The sequence below is a fragment of the Aeromonas media genome (genome assembly GCF_000819985.1).
In the GTDB taxonomy this organism is placed as follows: domain Bacteria; phylum Pseudomonadota; class Gammaproteobacteria; order Enterobacterales; family Aeromonadaceae; genus Aeromonas; species Aeromonas media.
Genome location: NZ_CDBZ01000086.1, coordinates 42,433 through 61,287 on the forward strand (window position 1 = coordinate 42,433; position 18,855 = coordinate 61,287).

21 protein-coding genes, 1 rRNA gene and 1 pseudogene are annotated in these 18,855 nt (G+C 59.8%); 9 read left to right on the plus strand and 14 right to left on the minus strand.

Features of this window, described 5'->3' with window-relative positions:
* Positions 1 to 9: 9 nt before the first annotated feature.
* Positions 10 to 1,067 (plus strand): annotated as a pseudogene (locus tag BN1127_RS23075) (PTS sugar transporter subunit IIA); the annotation flags it as partial.
* 18 nt (positions 1,068 to 1,085) lie between these two features.
* On the opposite strand, the gene npr reads toward BN1127_RS23075, so the two are convergent.
* The 10 genes from npr to BN1127_RS07655 all read right to left on the minus strand — a co-directional run bounded on the left by npr (position 1,086) and on the right by BN1127_RS07655 (position 7,897).
* The gene (npr, locus tag BN1127_RS07610) at positions 1,086 to 1,358 is read right to left on the minus strand and encodes a PTS phosphocarrier protein NPr (protein ID WP_005331359.1); all 273 of its coding nucleotides are present in this window, start codon (positions 1,356 to 1,358) and stop codon (positions 1,086 to 1,088) included.
* Positions 1,359 to 1,378: 20 nt separating this feature from the next.
* Positions 1,379 to 2,245, minus strand: a complete 867-nt coding sequence (gene rapZ / locus BN1127_RS07615) for an RNase adapter RapZ (RefSeq protein ID WP_041204881.1) — start codon at positions 2,243 to 2,245, stop codon at positions 1,379 to 1,381.
* 40 nt (positions 2,246 to 2,285) lie between these two features.
* Entirely contained in the window at positions 2,286 to 2,732 is a 447-nt protein-coding gene (ptsN, locus tag BN1127_RS07620) for a PTS IIA-like nitrogen regulatory protein PtsN (RefSeq protein ID WP_005331355.1), read from the minus strand.
* A gap of 2 nt (positions 2,733 to 2,734) precedes the next feature.
* Entirely contained in the window at positions 2,735 to 3,022 is a 288-nt protein-coding gene (gene hpf, locus BN1127_RS07625; RefSeq protein ID WP_005305957.1) for a ribosome hibernation promoting factor, read from the minus strand.
* A 20-nt stretch (positions 3,023 to 3,042) separates the two neighbouring features.
* Entirely contained in the window at positions 3,043 to 4,482 is a 1,440-nt protein-coding gene (locus tag BN1127_RS07630) for an RNA polymerase factor sigma-54 (RefSeq protein ID WP_041204880.1), read from the minus strand.
* A gap of 65 nt (positions 4,483 to 4,547) precedes the next feature.
* Positions 4,548 to 5,273 carry an LPS export ABC transporter ATP-binding protein gene (gene lptB, locus BN1127_RS07635; RefSeq protein ID WP_010675872.1) on the minus strand — a complete coding sequence of 242 codons (726 nt, stop codon included), beginning with the start codon at positions 5,271 to 5,273 and terminating at the stop codon, positions 4,548 to 4,550.
* 12 nt (positions 5,274 to 5,285) lie between these two features.
* Positions 5,286 to 5,804, minus strand: a complete 519-nt coding sequence (gene lptA, locus BN1127_RS07640) for a lipopolysaccharide transport periplasmic protein LptA (RefSeq protein ID WP_042649049.1) — start codon at positions 5,802 to 5,804, stop codon at positions 5,286 to 5,288.
* On the minus strand, positions 5,791 to 6,351 hold the full coding sequence (gene lptC, locus BN1127_RS07645) for an LPS export ABC transporter periplasmic protein LptC (protein ID WP_042649050.1): 561 nt from the start codon (positions 6,349 to 6,351) through the stop codon (positions 5,791 to 5,793). The genes lptA and lptC overlap by 14 nt, the downstream gene beginning before the upstream one ends.
* Positions 6,348 to 6,902 (minus strand): 3-deoxy-manno-octulosonate-8-phosphatase KdsC, encoded by a 555-nt coding sequence (gene kdsC / locus BN1127_RS07650; protein ID WP_042649051.1) that lies wholly within the window; start codon positions 6,900 to 6,902, stop codon positions 6,348 to 6,350. Before kdsC ends, lptC begins: the two co-directional genes overlap by 4 nt.
* Positions 6,902 to 7,897 carry a KpsF/GutQ family sugar-phosphate isomerase gene (locus BN1127_RS07655; RefSeq protein ID WP_025328534.1) on the minus strand — a complete coding sequence of 332 codons (996 nt, stop codon included), beginning with the start codon at positions 7,895 to 7,897 and terminating at the stop codon, positions 6,902 to 6,904. Before BN1127_RS07655 ends, kdsC begins: the two co-directional genes overlap by 1 nt.
* Positions 7,898 to 8,103: 206 nt before the next feature.
* On the opposite strand from BN1127_RS07655, the gene mlaF reads away from it, so the two are divergent.
* Genes mlaF through murA form a run of 7 tightly spaced genes read left to right on the plus strand, consistent with a single transcriptional unit; the run spans position 8,104 to position 12,628 of the window.
* On the plus strand, positions 8,104 to 8,904 hold the full coding sequence (mlaF, locus tag BN1127_RS07660; RefSeq protein ID WP_025328535.1) for a phospholipid ABC transporter ATP-binding protein MlaF: 801 nt from the start codon (positions 8,104 to 8,106) through the stop codon (positions 8,902 to 8,904).
* Positions 8,904 to 9,683 (plus strand): lipid asymmetry maintenance ABC transporter permease subunit MlaE, encoded by a 780-nt coding sequence (gene mlaE, locus BN1127_RS07665; RefSeq protein WP_025328536.1) that lies wholly within the window; start codon positions 8,904 to 8,906, stop codon positions 9,681 to 9,683. Before mlaF ends, mlaE begins: the two co-directional genes overlap by 1 nt.
* A 7-nt stretch (positions 9,684 to 9,690) precedes the next feature.
* Positions 9,691 to 10,191 carry an outer membrane lipid asymmetry maintenance protein MlaD gene (mlaD, locus tag BN1127_RS07670; RefSeq protein ID WP_042649052.1) on the plus strand — a complete coding sequence of 167 codons (501 nt, stop codon included), beginning with the start codon at positions 9,691 to 9,693 and terminating at the stop codon, positions 10,189 to 10,191.
* A gap of 2 nt (positions 10,192 to 10,193) precedes the next feature.
* Positions 10,194 to 10,829 carry a phospholipid-binding protein MlaC gene (mlaC, locus tag BN1127_RS07675; protein ID WP_042649053.1) on the plus strand — a complete coding sequence of 212 codons (636 nt, stop codon included), beginning with the start codon at positions 10,194 to 10,196 and terminating at the stop codon, positions 10,827 to 10,829.
* On the plus strand, positions 10,826 to 11,098 hold the full coding sequence (locus tag BN1127_RS07680) for an STAS domain-containing protein (RefSeq protein ID WP_042649054.1): 273 nt from the start codon (positions 10,826 to 10,828) through the stop codon (positions 11,096 to 11,098). Before mlaC ends, BN1127_RS07680 begins: the two co-directional genes overlap by 4 nt.
* On the plus strand, positions 11,098 to 11,355 hold the full coding sequence (gene ibaG, locus BN1127_RS07685) for a BolA family iron metabolism protein IbaG (RefSeq protein ID WP_005306001.1): 258 nt from the start codon (positions 11,098 to 11,100) through the stop codon (positions 11,353 to 11,355). Before BN1127_RS07680 ends, ibaG begins: the two co-directional genes overlap by 1 nt.
* Positions 11,356 to 11,371: 16 nt before the next feature.
* The gene (murA, locus tag BN1127_RS07690) at positions 11,372 to 12,628 is read left to right on the plus strand and encodes a UDP-N-acetylglucosamine 1-carboxyvinyltransferase (protein ID WP_005331316.1); all 1,257 of its coding nucleotides are present in this window, start codon (positions 11,372 to 11,374) and stop codon (positions 12,626 to 12,628) included.
* An 80-nt stretch (positions 12,629 to 12,708) separates the two neighbouring features.
* Here the strand turns inward: murA and pmbA are convergent, their stop codons facing one another.
* Positions 12,709 to 14,052 (minus strand): metalloprotease PmbA, encoded by a 1,344-nt coding sequence (gene pmbA, locus BN1127_RS07695; RefSeq protein ID WP_005331315.1) that lies wholly within the window; start codon positions 14,050 to 14,052, stop codon positions 12,709 to 12,711.
* Positions 14,053 to 14,163: 111 nt separating this feature from the next.
* Between pmbA and yjgA the strand changes: the two genes are divergently transcribed.
* Complete coding sequence (gene yjgA / locus BN1127_RS07700; RefSeq protein WP_025328542.1) at positions 14,164 to 14,688, plus strand: ribosome biogenesis factor YjgA; 525 nt, start codon at positions 14,164 to 14,166, stop codon at positions 14,686 to 14,688.
* 66 nt (positions 14,689 to 14,754) lie between these two features.
* Here the strand turns inward: yjgA and BN1127_RS07705 are convergent, their stop codons facing one another.
* The 3 genes from BN1127_RS07705 to rrf form a co-directional block, all read right to left on the minus strand.
* Positions 14,755 to 17,838, minus strand: a complete 3,084-nt coding sequence (locus tag BN1127_RS07705; RefSeq protein WP_042649055.1) for a transglycosylase domain-containing protein — start codon at positions 17,836 to 17,838, stop codon at positions 14,755 to 14,757.
* 214 nt (positions 17,839 to 18,052) lie between these two features.
* The gene (tmaR, locus tag BN1127_RS07710) at positions 18,053 to 18,370 is read right to left on the minus strand and encodes a PTS system regulator TmaR (RefSeq protein WP_042649056.1); all 318 of its coding nucleotides are present in this window, start codon (positions 18,368 to 18,370) and stop codon (positions 18,053 to 18,055) included.
* A 386-nt stretch (positions 18,371 to 18,756) separates the two neighbouring features.
* Positions 18,757 to 18,855 (minus strand): 5S ribosomal RNA (gene rrf, locus BN1127_RS07715); the annotation flags it as partial.

The following is an 18,855-nucleotide window of genomic DNA, read 5'->3' on the forward strand; positions in this document are numbered from 1 at the left end:
CACCAGCGCGGCACCGGTTATCACGATCAGCTCTGCCGTCATCTGTTGCGCCTCGCCGACGAGAGCCTGCAACAACTCACCATCTCCTACGCCATCACCCTGTTGCGTCAGGCGGCTGGCCACGAGCTGTGCCAGTTTGCCAGCGATGACATCAGCCTGACCCTGGCCGTGGTGGTCCGCGACATCCATGCCGAGTTACCAACCCAGGCCCCGCCGGGGCAGGAGGAGATCGCCAGCCTCGTCATCCAGATCCAGACCCGCCTCACTGCAGATCCCCCCAGCTCGGCCCGGCCATGGCCGCCAAGAGCGAGCAACTGGTTCACATCCGCTGACCTGCATTCACCAGCACTACTCCTATGATCTTCGATCTTCGCGGCGACCCGCAGTTGCGTGCCGACCTGCAGGCTCACATCAGTGCCATTCTGCTGCGGGTCAACTACCAGATAGGCAGCCACAACCCGCTGGCGAACCACAAGAACGGGATTACGAGGGGCTGGCGCAGATCGAACTGGACTTCGTCATCAGCACAGTCAAAGTGAGCGAGAAAAACGTCCCCGTGGTACAAACTGTACCCCTTCACGACCCAGTACCAGCTGGAGCAGTTCAGCAAGCTGGTACTGACCGATCGCACCCGCCTCTACCTGCTGGACAAGTACTTCGATACCGACCACTTCATGGTGGTCACAGAGCCGCTCAGTCAGGCGCGGCTGTTTGTGCCGCATCGGTGACCAGCTGGAGTCCGAGCAGCTTGTTGAGACTGGGTTCAGGGGATCGTTACACGAGCGGGAGCGCATCGTATCCACCCTGCTGGGAGAAGGCATAGCCCTGCCCCACTCCCTCGGCCTGCTGGCCCACCGCACACTGATCTATACAGTGCAGGCCTCGAGTGGGGCAATGGTGAGACCACCACCCTCATCTTCGTGCTTGCCATCAGCAAGGCGGACTACGAGGAGGCGATGGGGCTCTACGATCTGTTTCTGGCGCTGATGAACGAAAAAGCCAGCAGGGCTCTGCTGGCTTGTCGGGACTTTAACGACTTCAAGGCGCTGGCGCGCGCCGGGTCATGACGGCAAAGGAGGTGCCGCTCACTCCTCGTTGAAGCCCGAGGTGAACAGTGCCACCACGGCGGCCAGGGCCTCCACCTCTTCAGGGCCCTCCACCTGCACCTCCACCTGCTTGCCCTGGGCGGAGTCCAGCATCAGCAGACCGATCACGCTGTCCGCATCGGCCTCGATGCCGTCTTCGTTGCGCAGCAGCACATGAGCATCGAATCCCTGCACCAGTTCGAACAGCATCATGGCCGGTCTGGCATGGATTCCCAGCTTGTTTTTGACTTCTACCGAGGCGGAAACTGTCATCTGAACATCCTGTGGGTCTGTCAGGCTTGGGGGGAGCGCTTGTCCAGCGTGCGGTGACGAATCTGCACGTTCTTGCCAAGCAGCCGGAATGCGCTGGCCAGCCGCTCGGCGATGAACACCGAGCGATGCTGCCCGCCGGTACAACCGATCCCAACGGTCACATAGCTGCGATTGTTGCGCTCCAGGTGGGGCAACCAGGTCACCAGCATGTTCTCTATCTGCTGGATGAACAGCATCACGTCCGCCTGGGCCGAGAGGTAGTTGGCTACAGGCTCGTCCTGGCCGGTGAACGGCTTGAGCTCCGGGATCCAGTGGGGATTGGGCAGGAAACGGGCATCGAACACGAAGTCCGCATCCTTGGGGATGCCGTATTTGAAGCCGAACGACTCGAACACCAGCACCAGCTCATTCTCTTTCTTGCCGAGCACCCGGGTCTTGATGAGCTCGCTGAGGTCGTGAATGCTGAGGTTGGTGGTATCGATGCGCAGATCGGCGGTCGAGGAGAGGGGCGCCAGCAGGTGGGTTTCCTCCCGAATCGCCTCATCCAGCGACAGCTGCTTGCGAGACAGGGGGTGCAGCCGGCGGCTCTCGCCATAGCGCTTGAGCAGGGTCCCGTTGTCTGCATCGAAGAAGAAGCTGGAGAACTCCACCCGCCCTTCGTTGCGCACCTGGGTCAACAGGTTGTCCAACTTGTCTGGCTGGGTCGGCAGGTTGCGCACGTCTATGCTGACCGCCAGCTTGTCATACTGGCTCTCCACCGAGACGATCAGCTGGGGCAGCAGATTGACCGGCAGGTTATCCACGCAGTAGTAACCCAGATCCTCCAGCACCCTCAGGGCTACCGTCTTACCGGAGCCCGAACGACCGCTTACCACTATTAACTGCATCTTGTCCCCTCACGCCAACGTGGCTGCGTCAGACCCGGCATCAGGCCGAGGTCATGATCTGATAGAGTTCTTCATCGCTAGTCGCCTGGCGCAACTGGCGACAGACGGCCTTGTCACCCAGCTTGGATGCCATCAGGGAAAGGGTCTTGAGATGCTGCTTGCACTCGCTTTCCGGCACCAGCAATGCAAAGAGCAGGTCAACCGGTTGATTGTCGATAGCATCGAAAGGGATGGGTTCAGAGAAGGTCATCAGCACAGCGGTCGGCGCAAAGGCGTCGTCGATCCGGCCGTGGGGAATGGCAATACCGGCACCGATCCCGGTACTGCCCATCTTTTCCCGCGCCAGCAGGCTTTCAAACAGCACCTGGCGGGAGGCGCCGAGGCGCTCTGCAGCCAGCTCACTGATGATCTCGAGGGCGCGTTTCTTGCTGGTACAAGGGACCGCACTCTTGGTGCAGTCCCGACTCAGTATGTGTTCAAGTTGCATAGTTATTTTTGATTTAACTTATCTTTGTGCTTGATGATCTGCCGATCCAGTTTATCCAGCAGGGTATCAATCGCCGCATACATGTCGGCATGCTGCGAATTGGCGAACACCTCTCCCCCGCTGACGTGCAGCTTGGCTTCGGCGATCTGGTTCAGTTTTTCGACGCTCAACACCACATGTACGTTGTTGATATGGTCAAAGTGACGCTCGAGTTTGGCAAATTTGTTATTCACATAATCACGCAGAGCTTCGGTAATCTCGACATGGTGTCCGGTCAGGTTAATTTGCATAACGTCTTCCTTTTGTTTGCCTAAACCAGGCGTTTGCGCTGATTGGATGGCGGGATCAACAAGGATTCACGGTACTTTGCGATCGTGCGTCTCGCCACCATAATACCCTGTTCGGCCAGCAAATCCGCGATCTTGCTATCACTAAGCGGTTTGGCCGGGTTTTCGGCCGTCACCAGCTTCTTGATCAGGGCGCGAATTGCGGTCGATGAGCACTCTCCTCCTCCCTCCGTGTTGACATGACTGGAGAAAAAAAACTTCAGTTCAAAGATGCCACGGGGCGTATGCATGTACTTCTGGGTCGTCACCCGTGAAATCGTCGACTCGTGCATCTCCACCGCCTCGGCGATGTCGTTGAGTACCATGGGCTTCATGGCCTCTTCACCGTACTCGAAGAAACCCTGTTGCTGCTCGACTATGCAGCTTGCCACCTTGAGCAGGGTGTCGTTTCGACTCTCCAGACTCTTGATGAACCACTTGGCTTCCTGCAAATGGGAACGAATGAACTGAGTATCCGTGCTGCTGCGGGCATTGCGTGCCATTGCCGCATAGGCCTCGTTGACACGAATGCGCGGCGCCGAATCCGGGTTGAGTTCAACCACCCACTTCGCCCCCTTCTTGACCACGGAAACATCCGGGATCACGTATTGCGATTCGCTCTGGATGATGCCATTACCGGGTCTGGGCTCCAGCTGCTGGATGAGATCCAGTACCTCCTTGAGGTCGCTCTCCTTGAGCCGGGTCTTGCGCGCCAGGGTGCGGTAGTCACGGTTGCCGAGCAAGTCCATGTGCTCGCGGATCACCTCCCTTGCCTCATTGAGCCAGGGCAGATCCGGCGAATACTGGCCAAGCTGGATCAACAGACACTCCTGTACCGAGCGAGCGGCGATGCCAACCGGATCGAAATGCTGCACCCGCTTGAGCACGGCTTCCACTTCATCCAGTTCAACTTCTACCTCTTCACTGCTGACTGCAGCCTGAATATCTTCGAGAGAAACGGTCAGGTAGCCAGACTCATCGATGGCATCGATGATGGCGAGGGCAATCGCGGCATCCAGATCACTGAACGGCGTCAGTCGCATCTGCCACAACAGATAATCCTGCAGATTTTCGGTGGTTTCCCCCTGATAGACGCTGTCTTCCCCGTCATGGATGGGGCCAGCGCTCTGAGCCGTGCCAGCGGAATAGACCTCATCCCAGGTAGTGTCCACCGGCAGTTCATCCGGCATCTTGTCCTGTGCCATTGCGTCACTGGAGTCGAGTTGACTGGCGTCCTGGGGCTCTATCGGACTGGTTTCGTGCGCCTCATTCTCCTCCTGCTCCAGCAAGGGGTTATTATCGAGCGCTTGCTGAATTTCCTGCTGGAGTTCCAGGGTGGAGAGCTGGAGCAGACGAATCGCTTGTTGTAATTGTGGCGTCATGGTCAGGGACTGGCCGAGACGCAACTGTAATGTCGGCTTCATCTACGTCGGGATATCCTTATGTTCAGCGAGGCGGTCACCTAACAAAAATGAGGGGTGCCCCCTTACTATAGACTGAATTGATCGCCCAAATAGACGCGCTTGACCTGCTCATCGGCGAGGATGTCGGCCGGTGCGCCTTCGGCAATCATCTTGCCGTGGCTGACGATGTAGGCCTTCTCGCACACATCCAACGTCTCTCTGACGTTGTGGTCCGTGATAAGCACGCCCAGCCCTCTTTCCTTCAGATGTTGGATGATCTTCTTGATGTCTATGACCGAAATAGGATCAACACCTGCAAAGGGCTCATCCAACAGGATGAATCGCGGCTCTGCCGCTAGCGCACGGGCGATCTCGACACGGCGCCGCTCCCCTCCCGACAGGCTCTGACCCAGGCTGTCGCGAATATGGGTGATGTTGAACTCTTCCAGCAACTGCTCGACCTTATCCTCCCGCTCCTCGCGGCTCAACCCCTTACGGGTCTGCATGACCCCCATCAGGTTGTCGAACACCGACAGGCGTCGGAAGATGGAGGCTTCCTGGGGCAGGTAACCGATACCATTGCGGGCGCGAATATGCATGGGCTGCAGGCTGATGTCCTGCTCATCTATGGTGATGAGACCCGCATCCCGCTGCACCAGGCCCACGATCATGTAGAAGGAGGTGGTCTTGCCGGCACCATTCGGGCCAAGCAGCCCCACTATCTGGCCCGTACCCACTTCCAGGCTCACGTCGCTGACCACCATGCGGCGCTTGTAGCTCTTCTGCAAACCCGTTGCTTTTAACACTGCCATGGCTTCTGTTTCCTACTTCTTCTGATCGGCGGGTTTGTCGAAGTTTTCTACCTGATCCGGCAGGAACACCGTCTTGACTCGCTGGGTGGGTCCCTTGCTCTCGGCGATCATCTTCTGTTTGACGATGTCGTAGCGGATGAGGTCGCCGGTGACCTGGCTGTCTTCCTGCTTGAGCTGACCGTTGCCCGTGATGGTGACCAGGCGGTTCTTCAGCTCGTAGCGAATGCTGTTGCCGTGGGCATTGACCGGCTTGCCGTTGTCCAGGATCTGGAAGAAGGTGGCGGGATTGCCATAGGCGGTCATCACCTCGGCCCCTTTATCGCCGGAGCGGATCACCACCACCTTGTCGGCCTTAATCTTGATGGTGCCCTGGGTGATGATCACGTCTTCGCTGAAGGTGATGCGGTTGTCCTGCATCTCGGCCACTTGCTTGACCGCATCCACATAGACCTTCTCGGCAAAGTCGGACTCTTTGGCGCTCACTGTACTGCACAGAAGCAGGGCCGCGAGGACCAGATTAACGTTTTTCATTGAAATAAGTGGCATGGCCTTTATCCAGTAATTCGAAATATTTACGTTCCAGATGGCCCTTCAGGCCAACGCCCTCGGTCTGGAATTCCTGACCCACTATGCTGATGTGCTGGTTGCTTCTCACGTCCTGAGTCACCAGATCCAGCTCCAGATAAGGGGTATCCAGCGTGGAGATGAAAGACGCCGGCAGCAGGCCGTCCAGATGTACCTTGTCACGCAGTATCACGTTGTCATCTGTGTTGAGCACCCCGGTTTCGGCCGTGACTTTCCATTCAGCCTCCCCCTGCTCATCGAACATGTAGACCACCGGCTTGTCGAAGGTGGCCTGCTCGAGGATCTGGTAATACTCCGCATATTCGGACTCCAACCGCTCGGTTCGTTTGCCCTGCTCGTTGAAGCGGGTCGTGACCAGATTCTTGGCGGTGAAGTCCGGTTGATAGTTCTCTACCTTGGCAGCCGGTTCGGGCGCCAGCTCGATCTCGCCAAGCTGCCAGGCGGCGAGTGCCGCCAGAAACAGCAGGGCGAACAGAAACGTCTGCTTGTTCATACCGAGGCCTCGGGTTGGTAGTCGCCCAAGCCCTGCGCCTGCAGGATGAGATCGCACACCTCGCGCACCGCGCCCACTCCGCCCCCCAGACGGGTCACCAGATCGGCACGAGCCAGCACCAGCGGATGGGCATCTGCCACTGCGATGCCGAGGCCGCAGGCCTGCATCACCGGCAGATCTATGGTGTCGTCCCCCATGTAGGCGGCCTGCTCCGGCGTCAGGCCCAGCTTGGCCAGCAGCGCCTCGAAGTGAGGCAGTTTCTGATCCGCCCCCTGCACCAGGTGCTGCACCCCCAGGCCCCTCATCCGATCGCTGACGATACGGGAGTTGCGCCCTGTGATGATGGCAATCTCGATGCCGGCGTTGAGCAGGGCACGCATGCCAGCACCGTCACGGGTGCAGAAAGTCTTCAGCTCTTCGCCGTTATTGCCCATATAGATGAAGCCATTGGAGAGCACCCCATCCACATCGCACACCAGCAGGCGGATCTGCGCCGCCTTCTCGTACTGGCTGCGCGTCACCGGACCATAGAGGGTCGGTACGTCTTGCATCAAATCACCCCGGCTCTCAGCAGGTCGTGCATGTTGAAGGCGCCAAGTGGTCGCCGCTCTTCATCCACCACCAGCAATCCGTTAATCTTTCTGGTTTCCATCAGTTTGACGGCCTCGGCTGCCATCATCTCAGGCCCTACGGTAACACAGTTGGCCGTCATTACGCGGCTGATCGGGGTGTGGTGAATGTCCACCTGCAGATCCAGGATCCGGCGCAAGTCACCGTCGGTGAACAGACCGGCCAGCAGCCCCTGTTCATCCACCACAGCCGTCATGCCGAGGCCCTTGCGGCTCACTTCCAGCAGCGCCTGGCTGATGGTGGCATCTATCCCCACCCGGGGCAACAGCTCGCCGCTGTGCATCAGATCGCCGACCCGCAGCAAGAGCCGCTTGCCCAGCGACCCGCCCGGGTGGGAGAGCGCGAAGTCATCGGCGGTAAAGCCACGCGCTTCCAGCAGGGCTACGGCCAGGGCGTCCCCCATCACCAGGGTCGCCGTGGTGCTGGAGGTCGGGGCCAGACCCAGCGGGCAGGCCTCTTTCTCCACCTTGATGCACAGGTGCACGTTGGCCTCCTTGGCCATGGTGGAGGCCGGGTTGCCGGTCATGCAGATGAGCGGAATGCCGCGACGCTTGAGCACCGGCAGCAGGGCCAGGATCTCGTCACTCTCGCCTGAGTTGGAGATGGCGATGATGAGGTCCCCGGCGGAGATCATCCCCAGATCCCCGTGGCTGGCTTCGCCAGGGTGGAGGAAGAAGGCTGGCGTGCCGGTGCTGGCCAGGGTCGCGGCAATCTTGTTGCCGACATGACCCGACTTGCCCATGCCGGTGACCACTATCTTGCCGGCGCAGCGCAGCACCATCTCGCAGGCGCGCTCGAAGGTCTCGTCGAGGTACTGGTAGAGCCCATCGATGGCTTGTTTTTCTATGTCCAGCACCGCACGGGCACTGCGACGGAAATCGAACAATTCAGACACTTTTTCAGGCTTTACAGACATAAAGGCACAGCTCCGGGCCGAAATTTGCTGCGGGATTATAAAAAAGTCTGCCGAGATAAGCGAATCGGATGCGGGACGCTCTGCCGCTGATGCAAGTTGTTACATAAAACTGTCGCGTATTTGGGGGGCAAAGCCGCTCAATAGTTGTTCCTTGCTGTTGCTTAGACCTAGACTAGCCCATAAAATTCGCTCTTCATTTATACCGGATGGACAATTGTTTGAACGATGACCTGATCACCATCTCCGACCTGACCTTCAGTCACGGAGATAGGTTGCTGTACGACAGGATCAACCTGACCATTCCCCGTGGCAAGGTCACCGCCGTCATGGGCCCCAGCGGCATCGGCAAGACCACCTTGCTGCGCCTGATCGGTGGCCAGCTGAAGCCTGAGTCCGGTCATATTCTGTTTGACGGGGAAGACATCCCCACCCTCTCCCGCAGCCGTCTGTATGAAGTGCGCAAGCGGATGAGCATGCTGTTCCAAAGCGGCGCCCTGTTCACCGGCATGACGGTGTTCGACAACGTGGCCTTCCCGCTGCGGGAACACTCGGGTCTGCCGGAAGAGCTGATCCACACCATCGTCATGATGAAGTTGCAGGCGGTGGGTCTGCGTGGCGCCGCCCGCCTGATGCCCTCCGAGCTCTCCGGCGGCATGGCCCGTCGTGCAGCCCTGGCCAGATCCATAGCACTGGATCCGGATCTCATCATGTATGACGAGCCCTTCGTCGGCCAGGATCCCATCACCATGGCGGTGCTGGTCAAGCTCATCAAGGAGCTCAACGATGCCCTCGGCATCACCTCCGTCATCGTCACCCACGATGTGAAGGAGGTGCTCAGCATCGCCGACTACGCCTACATCATCGCCAACCGCAGGGTGGTGGCACAGGGCACGCCGGAGCAACTTCGCGAGGAGCACAATCCCGAGGTCGAGCAGTTCCTCAAGGGATTGCCCGACGGTCCTGTTCCGTTTCATTTTCCGGCAGGCGACCTGCTACAGGATCTGTGATGTTCATAAGTCAGATAAGCAAGCTGGGGCGGAGCGGGGTGCGCTTCATCAGCGCCGTCGGCCGCGCCACCATCATGCTGTTTCACGCGTTGGCGGGCAAACCCGAGCCCCGCAAGCACTTCCCCCTGCTGGTACAGCAGCTCTATGTGGTGGGGGTACAATCGGTCGCCATCATACTGGTGTCGGGTCTCTTCATCGGCATGGTGCTCTCCTTGCAGGGTTACAACGTACTGAAGGACTTCGGCGCCGAGCAGAGTCTGGGGCCCCTGGTCTCTCTCTCCCTGCTGCGGGAGCTGGGCCCTGTGGTCACCGCCCTGCTGTTTGCCGGTCGTGCAGGTTCGGCCCTCACCGCCGAGATCGGCCTGATGAAGGCCACCGAGCAGCTCTCCAGCCTCGAGATGATGGCGGTGGACCCGCTGCGCCGGGTAGTAGCCCCCCGTTTCTGGGCTGGGGTCATCAGCATGCCGCTGCTGGCCTTCATGTTCAGCCTGATCGGCATCTTCGGCGGCAAACTGGTCGGGGTCGACTGGCTGGGGGTGGATGAGGGCAGTTTCTGGTCTGCCATGCAGGCCTCCGTCGACTGGCAGGACGACATCATGCAAGGAGCCATCAAGAGTGTGATATTCGCCCTGGTGGTGACCTGGATCGCGCTCTTCAATGGCTATGATGCCAAGCCGACCTCGGCCGGGATCAGTCAGGCGACGACCCGTACCGTGGTCCACTCATCCCTGGCCGTGCTCGGTCTGGATTTTATACTCACCGCAGTCATGTTTGGATAAGGGAAAGATGAAGTTCAGCAAAGTAGAATTCCTGGTCGGTGCCTTCATGCTGGCTGGCATCGCAGCCATTCTGGCGTTGGCACTGCAAGTGGCGGGATTGAGTTTCAAACCGGAAGGAGAAACCTATACCCTGCGCGCCCATTTCGATAATATCGGCGGCCTGAAAGTGCGCTCGCCGGTCAAGGTCGGCGGCGTCGTCGTCGGTCGAGTCAGCGACATCACGCTGGATGCCAAGAGCCAGGTGCCCATCGTCTCCCTGCAGATGCAAAAGAGTGCCGGCGAGTTCTCCGAAACCAGCACCCTCTCCATCCTGACCTCGGGTCTGCTGGGCGAGCAGTATGTCGGCCTGGCACCGGGTTTCACCGATGAAGAGATGGGCACCAGCATGCTCAAGGATGGCGACATGATCGAAGACACCAAGTCCGCCATCGTGCTGGAAGACCTGATTGGCAAGTTCCTCTACAGCCAGTCTTCCCCGACCACCGATACGCCAGCAACCAAGGAGTAACCATGTTCAAGAAGATCGCCCTGCTGCTGGGTCTGATGACCAGCATGCTGTTTTCCGTCTCCGCCCTGGCGGCGGTCAATGCCGCCGACCCCTATGCCTTGGTGGATCAGGCAGCCCAGCAGACCTTCGCCCGCCTGAAGGCGGACAAGTCCCAGGTCAAGAGCAACCCGGATCACCTGCGGGTGATCATCCGCGAAGAGCTGCTGCCCTATGTGGACAACCGCTTCGCCGCCTACAAGGTGCTTGGCAACCAGATCAAGGAAACCACCCCGGCCCAGCGCGATGCCTTCGTCCAGGTGTTCACCGAGTACATGGTGAGCTCCTACGCCGATGCCCTGGCCCATTTCGACAAGCAGACCGTCAAGGTCCAGCCTGGCAAGGCGCCCGGTGACAGCAACATCACCGCCGTCAACGTCAGCGTGAAAGAGGCCGGCAAGCCGGACATTTTCCTCGAGTTCAAGCTGCGCAAGAACAACAAGACAGGTGAATGGAAGGCCTTCGACATGGTTGCCGAAGGGATCAGCCTGCTCTCCGCCAAGCAGAGCGAGCTCGGTGGCCTCATTCGCCAGAACGGCATAGATGCGGTGATCGCCCAGTTGCGCGAGCACAATGCCAAGCCGCTGGTGCTCAAGTCATGACACTCCAGGGGGAGCTGCAGGCACCGCAGGTCAACGCCCTGTGGCAACGGCGATCCGAGTGGTGGCAAGACGATGCGCTCGATATGAGCGGGGTCACCACCCTGGATTCCGCCGGCCTGGCCCTGCTGGTCAAGTGGGCCAAAGCCACCCTGACACGGGGGGCCACGCCGCAACTGGTGGGCGCCTCCACTGATTTTTATACCCTGGCCAAGCTGTACGGTGTGGCCAGTCTGTTTCAACCCACCCCGCCCAACACCGAGGACGCATAATGCAAGTCTCTGAAATTGAAGCGATACTCCTTGAGGCCTTGCCATTGTCCGAAGTCCATGTCAAAGGCGACGGCAGTCACTATCAGGTGATTGCGGTCGGCGACATGTTTGACGGCATGAGCCGGGTCAAGAAGCAGCAGGCCATCTATGCCCCGCTGATGGACAAGATCGCCAGCAACGCCATCCACGCCCTCTCCATCAAGGCCTTTACCGATGCCGAATGGAAGCGCGAACGTAAATTTCTACTGCCCTCCTGATTTGGTATCTAAGTAAATGGACAAATTCAAGATCACCGGCCCCTGCACCCTCTCCGGTGAAGTGACCATCTCCGGCGCCAAAAACGCCGCCCTGCCGATCCTGTTCGCCACCCTGCTGTGCGACGAGGAGATCCAGCTCTCGAACGTGCCGCGCCTCAAGGACGTGGGCACCACCCTCAAGCTGCTGGAGATGCTGGGTGCCAGCACCAAGGTCAACGGCAACGTGACAGTGCTGACCGGCGCCGTGAACAACCACGTCGCCCCCTACGAGCTGGTGAAGACCATGCGCGCCTCCATACTGGCGCTGGGCCCGCTGGCCGCCCGTTTCGGCGCGGCTGACGTCTCCCTGCCCGGTGGCTGCGCCATCGGTGCCCGCCCGGTCAACCTGCACGTTCACGGCCTCGAGCTGATGGGCGCCAAGATCGCCATCGAAGATGGCTACATCAAGGCCCGTGTCGACGGTCGCCTCAAGGGCGCCCACATCCTGATGGACATGATCTCCGTCACCGGTACCGAGAACCTGATGATGGCCGCCACCCTGGCCGACGGTCGCACCGTGATCGAAAACGCCGCCCGCGAGCCGGAAGTGGTCGATCTCGCCAACTTCCTCAACGCCCTGGGCGCCAAGATCCAGGGTGCGGGCACCGATACCCTGACCATAGACGGGGTCGAGCGTCTGCACGGCGGCAGCTACAGCGTGCAGCCAGACCGTATCGAAACCGGTACCTTCCTGGTGGGTGCCGCCGTCACCGGGGGCAAGATCACCTGCCGCAAGACGGATCCTTCCCTGCTGGAAGCGGTACTGGTCAAGCTGGAAGAGGCCGGTGCGCTCATCGAGAAGGGGGAAGACTGGATCTCCCTCGACATGACGGGCCGCACCCTCAAGCCGGTCACCATCAAGACGGCTCCCTACCCGGCCTTCCCGACCGACATGCAGGCGCAGTTCACCGTACTGAACGCCGTGGCCAAGGGTACCGGCATGGTCACCGAGACCATCTTCGAGAACCGCTTCATGCACGTGCCCGAGCTGGTACGTATGGGCGCGGACATCGAGCTGCAGGGCAACGTGGCCATCTGCCGCGACACCGAACAACTCAAGGGTGCCCAGGTGATGGCAACCGATCTGCGCGCCTCCGCCAGCCTGGTCCTCGCCGGCTTCGTGGCCGAAGGCACCACCATGGTCGAGCGCATCTATCACATCGATCGTGGCTATGAAGACATAGAGCACAAGCTGCAAGGCCTGGGCGGATGCATAGAGCGTATCAAGGCGTGATCGTCACTCCCTGCCGATGAGCAATAAAAAGGCCCCCTCGCCAGGCGAGGGGGCCTTTTTCATTTCCGGGGTCTGGCGATTCAGTGCCCCGCCAGCTTCATCTGCTCGACCAGCACAGAGCCCGTCTTGAGGCTGGAGCGCTCGTCCTCGTCGTTCCCCACCGCCACCAGGGTGCTGAACATGTCGGCCAGGTTGCCGGCTATGGTGATCTCCTCAACCGGATAGAGGATCTCGCCATTCTCAACCCAGAAACCGGCGGCGCCGCGGGAGTAGTCACCATTGACGATATTGACCCCCTGCCCCATCAGCTCGGTCACCAGCAGGCCTGTGCCCATCTCCTTGAGCATGCCCTGGAAGTCCTGGCCGGTATTGGAGACCTGCCAGTTATGGATGCCACCGGCGTGGCCTGTGGTGGTCAGCCCCAGCTTGCGCGCCGAGTAGGAGGTAAGCAGCCAGCTCATCAGCTCGCCATTGCGCACTATGTCCATGTCGCGGGTGCGTACCCCTTCACCGTCGAACGGGGTACTGGCGAGCCCCCCCAGCAGGTGGGGGAACTCCTGAATGCTGAGCCACTCGGGCAGGATCTGTTTGCCCAGCTTGTCCAACAGGAAGCTCGACTTGCGATAGAGGTTGCCACCGCTGATGGCCATCACCAGATGACCCCACAGGCCGGCGGCAGTGTCGGGGTGAAACAGCACGGGGGCGTGGCGGGTGCTGATCTTGCGGGCCCCCAGACGGGAGACGGTGCGCTCCACCGCCTCGTCGGCGATGCGCTGCGGGCTCCAGAGGCCGGAGAGGGCGCGACTGGAGGAGTAGCCATAGTCCCGCTGCATGTCGCCATCCTGCTCGCCAATCAGCACGCAGCTCAGAGAGTTGCGCGACGCCGCATAGCCTTTGACGAAGCCATGGCTGTTGCCATAGACCTTGACCCCCAGATGGCTTGAAAAGCTGGCGCCATCGGAGTGCTTGATGCGGGCATCACGCCCCAGGGCAAGCCGCTCGCACTCGATGGCCAGCTCGATGCCACGCTGGGGATCCAGTTCGATGGAGTGACAGAGTTGCAGATCCGGGGCATCCCAGGCCAGCAGTTCGGCATCCGCCAGACCGGCATACTCATCGGGGGAGGTGTGGCGGGCAATCTCCATGGCCGCTTCGACGGCGGCACGAATGGCAGGCTTGCCGAGATCCGTGGTCGAGGAGGATCCCTTGCAGCCATTGCGATAGACGGCGATGCCGAGCGCTCCATCCTTGTTGAACTCGATGCTTTCCAGCTCACAGCCCCGGGTATTCACCGACAACCCGGTCTGCTTGCTGATGGAAACTTCCGCAAGCCCGGCGCCCAGCCCCTTGGCTATCTCCAGGGCCTCGGCGACCACCGCCTCGAGATGGGCTTGATCCTGGCGAATTTGATCTTGCTGGTCCATAACTCACATCTGTATGAAGGAAGGAAAGGGGCTAAGCATATCAGACCCCTGCGCCCAGCGGGAGAAGCTGGTAACATATCCCCCAACGCGAATGACAGGAATCAGAGACCGATGAGTCAGTATCAAGACGACAACGAATTGGACGATTGGGGTCCCAGCAAGAGCCAGCTCAAGCGCGACGCCGAGGCACTGCAGAAACTGGGGGCCGAGATCGTCTCCCTGAGCCACAGCGAGCTGGAACGAATCCCGCTGGATGAAGAGTTGGCCGAAGCCGTCGAGCTGGGCCGCAAGCTCAAGCCCAAGAAGGACGAGTCCTTCCGCCGCCACCTGCAGTTCATCGGCCGCCTGATGCGCAGCCGGGATATAGAGCAGATCGAGGAAGCCCTCTCCATCATCAAGATGCGTCACTCCACCGTGAATGCCCGCCTGCACCGGCTGGAGCAGTGGCGTGAGCGCCTGATCACCGAGGGAGACAGCGCCCTCAACGAACTGATGTCCCAGTTCCACGAGCTGGATCGCCAGAAGCTGCGCCAGCTGATCCGCACCGCCAACAAGGAGCGGGAGCTGAACAAGCCGCCGGTGGCCTATCGCGAGATGTACCAGTATCTGCGCGGCGAGATCGAAGACCTGCTGTAAGCCATGACAGCCTGTGGCTGGCAGAAACGAAAACGGGGCCAGTTTGGCCCCGTTTTTTATGCGCCGTCAGCTGCCCGGCAAACACTGGGTGTGAGTGCCCGGTTGCAGATAAGGCACCAGCAAGGGCGCCATCCCCTTGAGAACCTGTACCGGCAGTGCCGAGGTGAAGCGGAACTTGTCGGACTGGCTGCCGGGCACATAGGCCGTCAGAGTACCGAAGTGATCATCCCCTATGTAGAAGACAAAGGTCGCGGTCCGGTTACGCGCCAGTGAGCTGGTGACATTGCCGTAGCGGCCGACCGTCTCGATCCTGTTGTCCCCCGTCCCCGTCTTGCCCCCCAACGACAGCACGGTGCCATCCTGCAAGGCAAAGGCACCGGCGATGCGCCGCGCTGTTCCCCCCTCAACCACCTTGGACAAGGCACTGCGCAGGGCGTTGGCCACCTCGGCAGGCATCACCCGCACACCCTGGGTGTTGGCCGGTTCGAACACGGTGGCGAAGGGCGTGTCCTTGGCGAAGGAGAGATGCTCGATCCGCAGAGTCGGTGCCCGCATGCCGCCGTTCTGGATGATCCCCATCAATTCCGCCAAAGCGGCGGGTCTGTCGCCCGAGCTGCCGAGAGCCGTCGCCAGGGAGGGAACCAGGTGATCAAACGGATAGCCCAAACGCGCCCAGCGCTGATGGATGTCGAGGAAGGCCTCGACCTCCAGCATGGTGCGGATCCGGCTATCCCGGGCGCTGCGATGGCGGGTCTTGAACAGCCAGCTGTAGACCTCCTGACGCTCATCCCGGCTGGCCGCAACCGCATCGGCGAAGGTGGCCTTGTCAAACTCCCTGAGATAGGAGAGCAACCACAGCTCCAGCGGGTGAACGCGGGCGATATAGCCTTGATCCGGCAGTGAATACTTACCAGGACCATAACTGGTATAGAGCTGCTCGACTCGCTTGTCGCTCAGCTTGTCCCGTGGCAGGCGCTTCGCCAGGAAGGCTGCAAAGTCGGCCTGTGACGCTTCCGGCATCAGGTAGCGATGCACGGCCGCGAGGCGCACCGCGCTGGGCTTGAGACCATCGAGGAAGGTATCCAGCTGCTCATCCGTGGTCTTGCCGCGATATTTACGCCAGAAGCGCAGCAGATAGGTCTGCCCCTCCTTGTCGGCAAACTTGGCCAGATACTCGGTACGACGGGGATCCTTGTCATCCTTGAGCAACTGGGCACGGTTGCCTTCCTTGTAGAGGCTGTAGCGCACTATGTCCCGCATCAGCCGTACGAAGGGCAGGTTGATGGATTCACGCAAGGCGTCGCGGATCGGCGGAATGCGGCCATTGTCTTCCTTGCGGAAGTTGTTGAAGGTGTGCATGCCACCGCCGGTGAAGAAGCCCTCGTAGGGACTGGCGGAGTATTTCCGATCCAGTGCCGCCTCCAGCATCACGGGCAGGCTCTTGTCCTTGGTACTCATCAGGTAGGAGATGGCCCAACGGCTGATGTTGTCCTGATCGGAGACCTCTATCTTGCGCAGGCTCTCGGCCGGCATGTTCCCGTAGCTGTCATGCAGCTCGGTCACTATCTCCAGATAGGTGGTCAGCACCCGCAGCTTGGCGGTTGAGCCCAGCTCCAGCTTGCTGCCCTCATTGATGTCGAACGGCTGATCCGTGTTGTCGGTCTGCACCCGCACCTTGACCCCTTCCGGTGTCTTCTCGAACAGGGTGAAGCTGTATTTCACGTCCCCCGTCTTCTCCGGCGAGAGCAGGCGCTCACCAAACAGCCCGACCTGGGCGGCGAATGTGGGGTCTGCCAACTGCTGCAGATAACGGGAGACGTCATTTTGCAGCGGCATGTTGAGGGTAGTATCCGCCGTCAGATCCATGCGGTCCAGATCATAGAGCTGAACCCCGAGCTGGCGACTGAGGCGGGTGCGCGCGACCTGCAACCCCTTGTTGTTATTGACCCGGGTGATCGCTGGCGCCTGCAGGAAGTCACGGAACGCAAGCTTGGCCTTGAGTGCCGACTCCATCAGGGGAGGCGTGATCATGCCCTCCTGCACGAACAGGCGCAGGTAGCTGTCTGTCAAGGTCGACAGCGCCTCCCGCCCCTGGGCCAGATAGTAGGAGGGGCGACGGTGGGCAATCATCAGGGAAACCACCTGGCGCAGCGCCAGCCCCTGCTCGGCCAGGGTGGCATCCTGATTACGCGCGGGATCCAGCAGGCGATTCACCTCGTCCACATCGGCACCGAACCAGACCCAGAGACCATCTCCCAGGCCGTGCACCTCGCCATAACCCGGGGCGGCGGAGAGCGGCACCGAGTTGAGGTAAGCCCAGGCCACCAGTTTGCGTGCTTCCAGGGTTTTTGGTCCCAATCGATAGGCTCGTACGCTGGCCGAGGCCATCTGGCGGATCTTCTCGGTGGGGGACAGGGTCAGACCATCAGGGGAGTGCCGATACTTCTCCACCTGGGTCGCCAGCGTACTGCCACCGGCGGATTGGTCCTGCATGTCCAGCGCCTTGCCCACCTGGGACAGCGCCGCCTTGGCGAAACGGGGCCAGTCTACCGCGGGGTTGGCGAGCGGCTGCTCGTTGCTCAACAGCTCCCTGTTCTCGATAAACAGCAGGGACTGGATGACCAAGGGGGGAATAGAGTTGAAATCAGGGTAGTAATGGGTCGGGTACTTGTATTGATAGAAAGGCTCAGCACGGCAGTCGTGCAGAGTCAGCCCCGCCTGCACCTTCTCGGTATAGGGGACGAAGAAACCATGACTGGCGTAGTTGTATAGGGCATCGGAGAAACGCACCTGCTCGCTCACCTGATAACCACGCTGGATGAGACGCTCCTGGATCATGGGCATCAGCACATAACCGAGTCGCTTGTCGAAGGGGCCATCATCCGGGAAGGTGATTTGCTTGCTGGGGCCGGGTTCCAGCTCATAAGTCAGCTTGGCGGCATAACGGGAGATCTCCTGCGACTGCAATCGGGAGGTCTTCATTTCATAACCAACCAGGGCGATCACGGCAGCCAGGCAAAGCAAAAAGATGAAACAGAACAACCAGCGCCACCAGGGGCGACGCTTGCGCTGATATTGCCCGTCCGCATGCGGTACGGATGAATCCTGAGATGCCACTTTGTTCGAATCCGTCTGTTTTGATGCGCCCATATCAGCCCCACCATGGTTGCGCAATTTATTGTCTTTCAATCAAGCTTAGTCGTTTCAAGTCAAGGGCTTGAAAACTATTGACCGCTTTGCAGCGATGTTAACAGGGCGATTGTAAAAATGGGAGCCGATTGTTGCAGTGCGGCGAGAGATCCGAGCTGCCGAGTGGAAATGAAACACCGGCTGTAAGCCGGTGTTTGGGAATGGCGGTGTGAGCTTATTTGCTGGTACTCATGCCCTTCAGCTTGGTGCTCAGCTCCTTGCGCTCCTTGGAAAGCTCGGCATTCTTGATAATGTGATCATCAACACGCTCTTCGTAATCGGTGCGCATGTTGGCGATGATGGCCTGCACTTCGTCGATGCTCATGCCGGGCTTGATATAGTCGCTCAGGTTGTCGAGCAGCAACACCCGCTTCTGGTTGTCACGGATCTTCTTCTCGTTGTCCGCGATTTCACGCTTGAGCTTGTTCTGACGACGGGACATACGCACATATTCCAACACATCGCTGAAAGTAGACTTGCTTACTTGTTCCATATCGGTACCACTGACTGAAGGTGAATGAAAACAGGCCTGGGTACTCTCATACCAGATAAAGAAGTAAAGGCATGGTATGGGTAAACCCGGAATGCCCCTTACTCTACCGAGTTATGATGCAGATACAACCCCAATTGCAGGCCCAGCGCCGGGTTTCAGCAGGATAGCGCCGCGTGAGGAATCAAATGGAAAACCGGTGAGAGTGCAGAGCCAGGCGCGGCAGCAGACAAAGCCTCCGGTGTCGGAACCCATGAGCAACAACAGGCGACAAAACGGGTGAACGCAAGGAATAAGCAGACGCGATCTCGGCAGGCAGTGGCTGGTTTTGGGGAAACGTCAGACAATAAAAAAACCCCGCTCAGTGAGCGGGGTTTCTTGTATTGGGTGCCTGGCAGTGTCCTACTCTCGCATGGCGAATGCCACACTACCATCGGCGCTACCGCGTTTCACTTCTGAGTTCGGCATGGGATCAGGTGGTTCCACGG

What these genes read in the sequence shown, in the direction of transcription:
- pmbA (WP_005331315.1), bottom strand. Translation starts at nt 14,052, where the DNA reads ATGGACCAGCAAGATCAAATTCGCCAGGATCAAGCCCATCTCGAGGCG.
- lptC (WP_042649050.1), bottom strand. Translation starts at nt 6,351, where the DNA reads ATGAACAAGCAGACGTTTCTGTTCGCCCTGCTGTTTCTGGCGGCACTC.
- hpf (WP_005305957.1), bottom strand. Translation starts at nt 3,022, where the DNA reads ATGCAAATTAACCTGACCGGACACCATGTCGAGATTACCGAAGCTCTG.
- kdsC (WP_042649051.1), bottom strand. Translation starts at nt 6,902, where the DNA reads ATGCAAGACGTACCGACCCTCTATGGTCCGGTGACGCGCAGCCAGTAC.
- lptB (WP_010675872.1), bottom strand. Translation starts at nt 5,273, where the DNA reads ATGGCAGTGTTAAAAGCAACGGGTTTGCAGAAGAGCTACAAGCGCCGC.
- yjgA (WP_025328542.1), top strand. Translation starts at nt 14,164, where the DNA reads ATGAGTCAGTATCAAGACGACAACGAATTGGACGATTGGGGTCCCAGC.
- murA (WP_005331316.1), top strand. Translation starts at nt 11,372, where the DNA reads ATGGACAAATTCAAGATCACCGGCCCCTGCACCCTCTCCGGTGAAGTG.
- mlaF (WP_025328535.1), top strand. Translation starts at nt 8,104, where the DNA reads ATGGACAATTGTTTGAACGATGACCTGATCACCATCTCCGACCTGACC.
- mlaC (WP_042649053.1), top strand. Translation starts at nt 10,194, where the DNA reads ATGTTCAAGAAGATCGCCCTGCTGCTGGGTCTGATGACCAGCATGCTG.
- rapZ (WP_041204881.1), bottom strand. Translation starts at nt 2,245, where the DNA reads ATGCAGTTAATAGTGGTAAGCGGTCGTTCGGGCTCCGGTAAGACGGTA.
- BN1127_RS07655 (WP_025328534.1), bottom strand. Translation starts at nt 7,897, where the DNA reads ATGTCTGTAAAGCCTGAAAAAGTGTCTGAATTGTTCGATTTCCGTCGC.
- ptsN (WP_005331355.1), bottom strand. Translation starts at nt 2,732, where the DNA reads ATGCAACTTGAACACATACTGAGTCGGGACTGCACCAAGAGTGCGGTC.
- mlaE (WP_025328536.1), top strand. Translation starts at nt 8,904, where the DNA reads ATGTTCATAAGTCAGATAAGCAAGCTGGGGCGGAGCGGGGTGCGCTTC.
- BN1127_RS07680 (WP_042649054.1), top strand. Translation starts at nt 10,826, where the DNA reads ATGACACTCCAGGGGGAGCTGCAGGCACCGCAGGTCAACGCCCTGTGG.
- tmaR (WP_042649056.1), bottom strand. Translation starts at nt 18,370, where the DNA reads ATGGAACAAGTAAGCAAGTCTACTTTCAGCGATGTGTTGGAATATGTG.
- lptA (WP_042649049.1), bottom strand. Translation starts at nt 5,804, where the DNA reads ATGAAAAACGTTAATCTGGTCCTCGCGGCCCTGCTTCTGTGCAGTACA.
- BN1127_RS07705 (WP_042649055.1), bottom strand. Translation starts at nt 17,838, where the DNA reads ATGGGCGCATCAAAACAGACGGATTCGAACAAAGTGGCATCTCAGGAT.
- npr (WP_005331359.1), bottom strand. Translation starts at nt 1,358, where the DNA reads ATGACAGTTTCCGCCTCGGTAGAAGTCAAAAACAAGCTGGGAATCCAT.
- mlaD (WP_042649052.1), top strand. Translation starts at nt 9,691, where the DNA reads ATGAAGTTCAGCAAAGTAGAATTCCTGGTCGGTGCCTTCATGCTGGCT.
- ibaG (WP_005306001.1), top strand. Translation starts at nt 11,098, where the DNA reads ATGCAAGTCTCTGAAATTGAAGCGATACTCCTTGAGGCCTTGCCATTG.
- BN1127_RS07630 (WP_041204880.1), bottom strand. Translation starts at nt 4,482, where the DNA reads ATGAAGCCGACATTACAGTTGCGTCTCGGCCAGTCCCTGACCATGACG.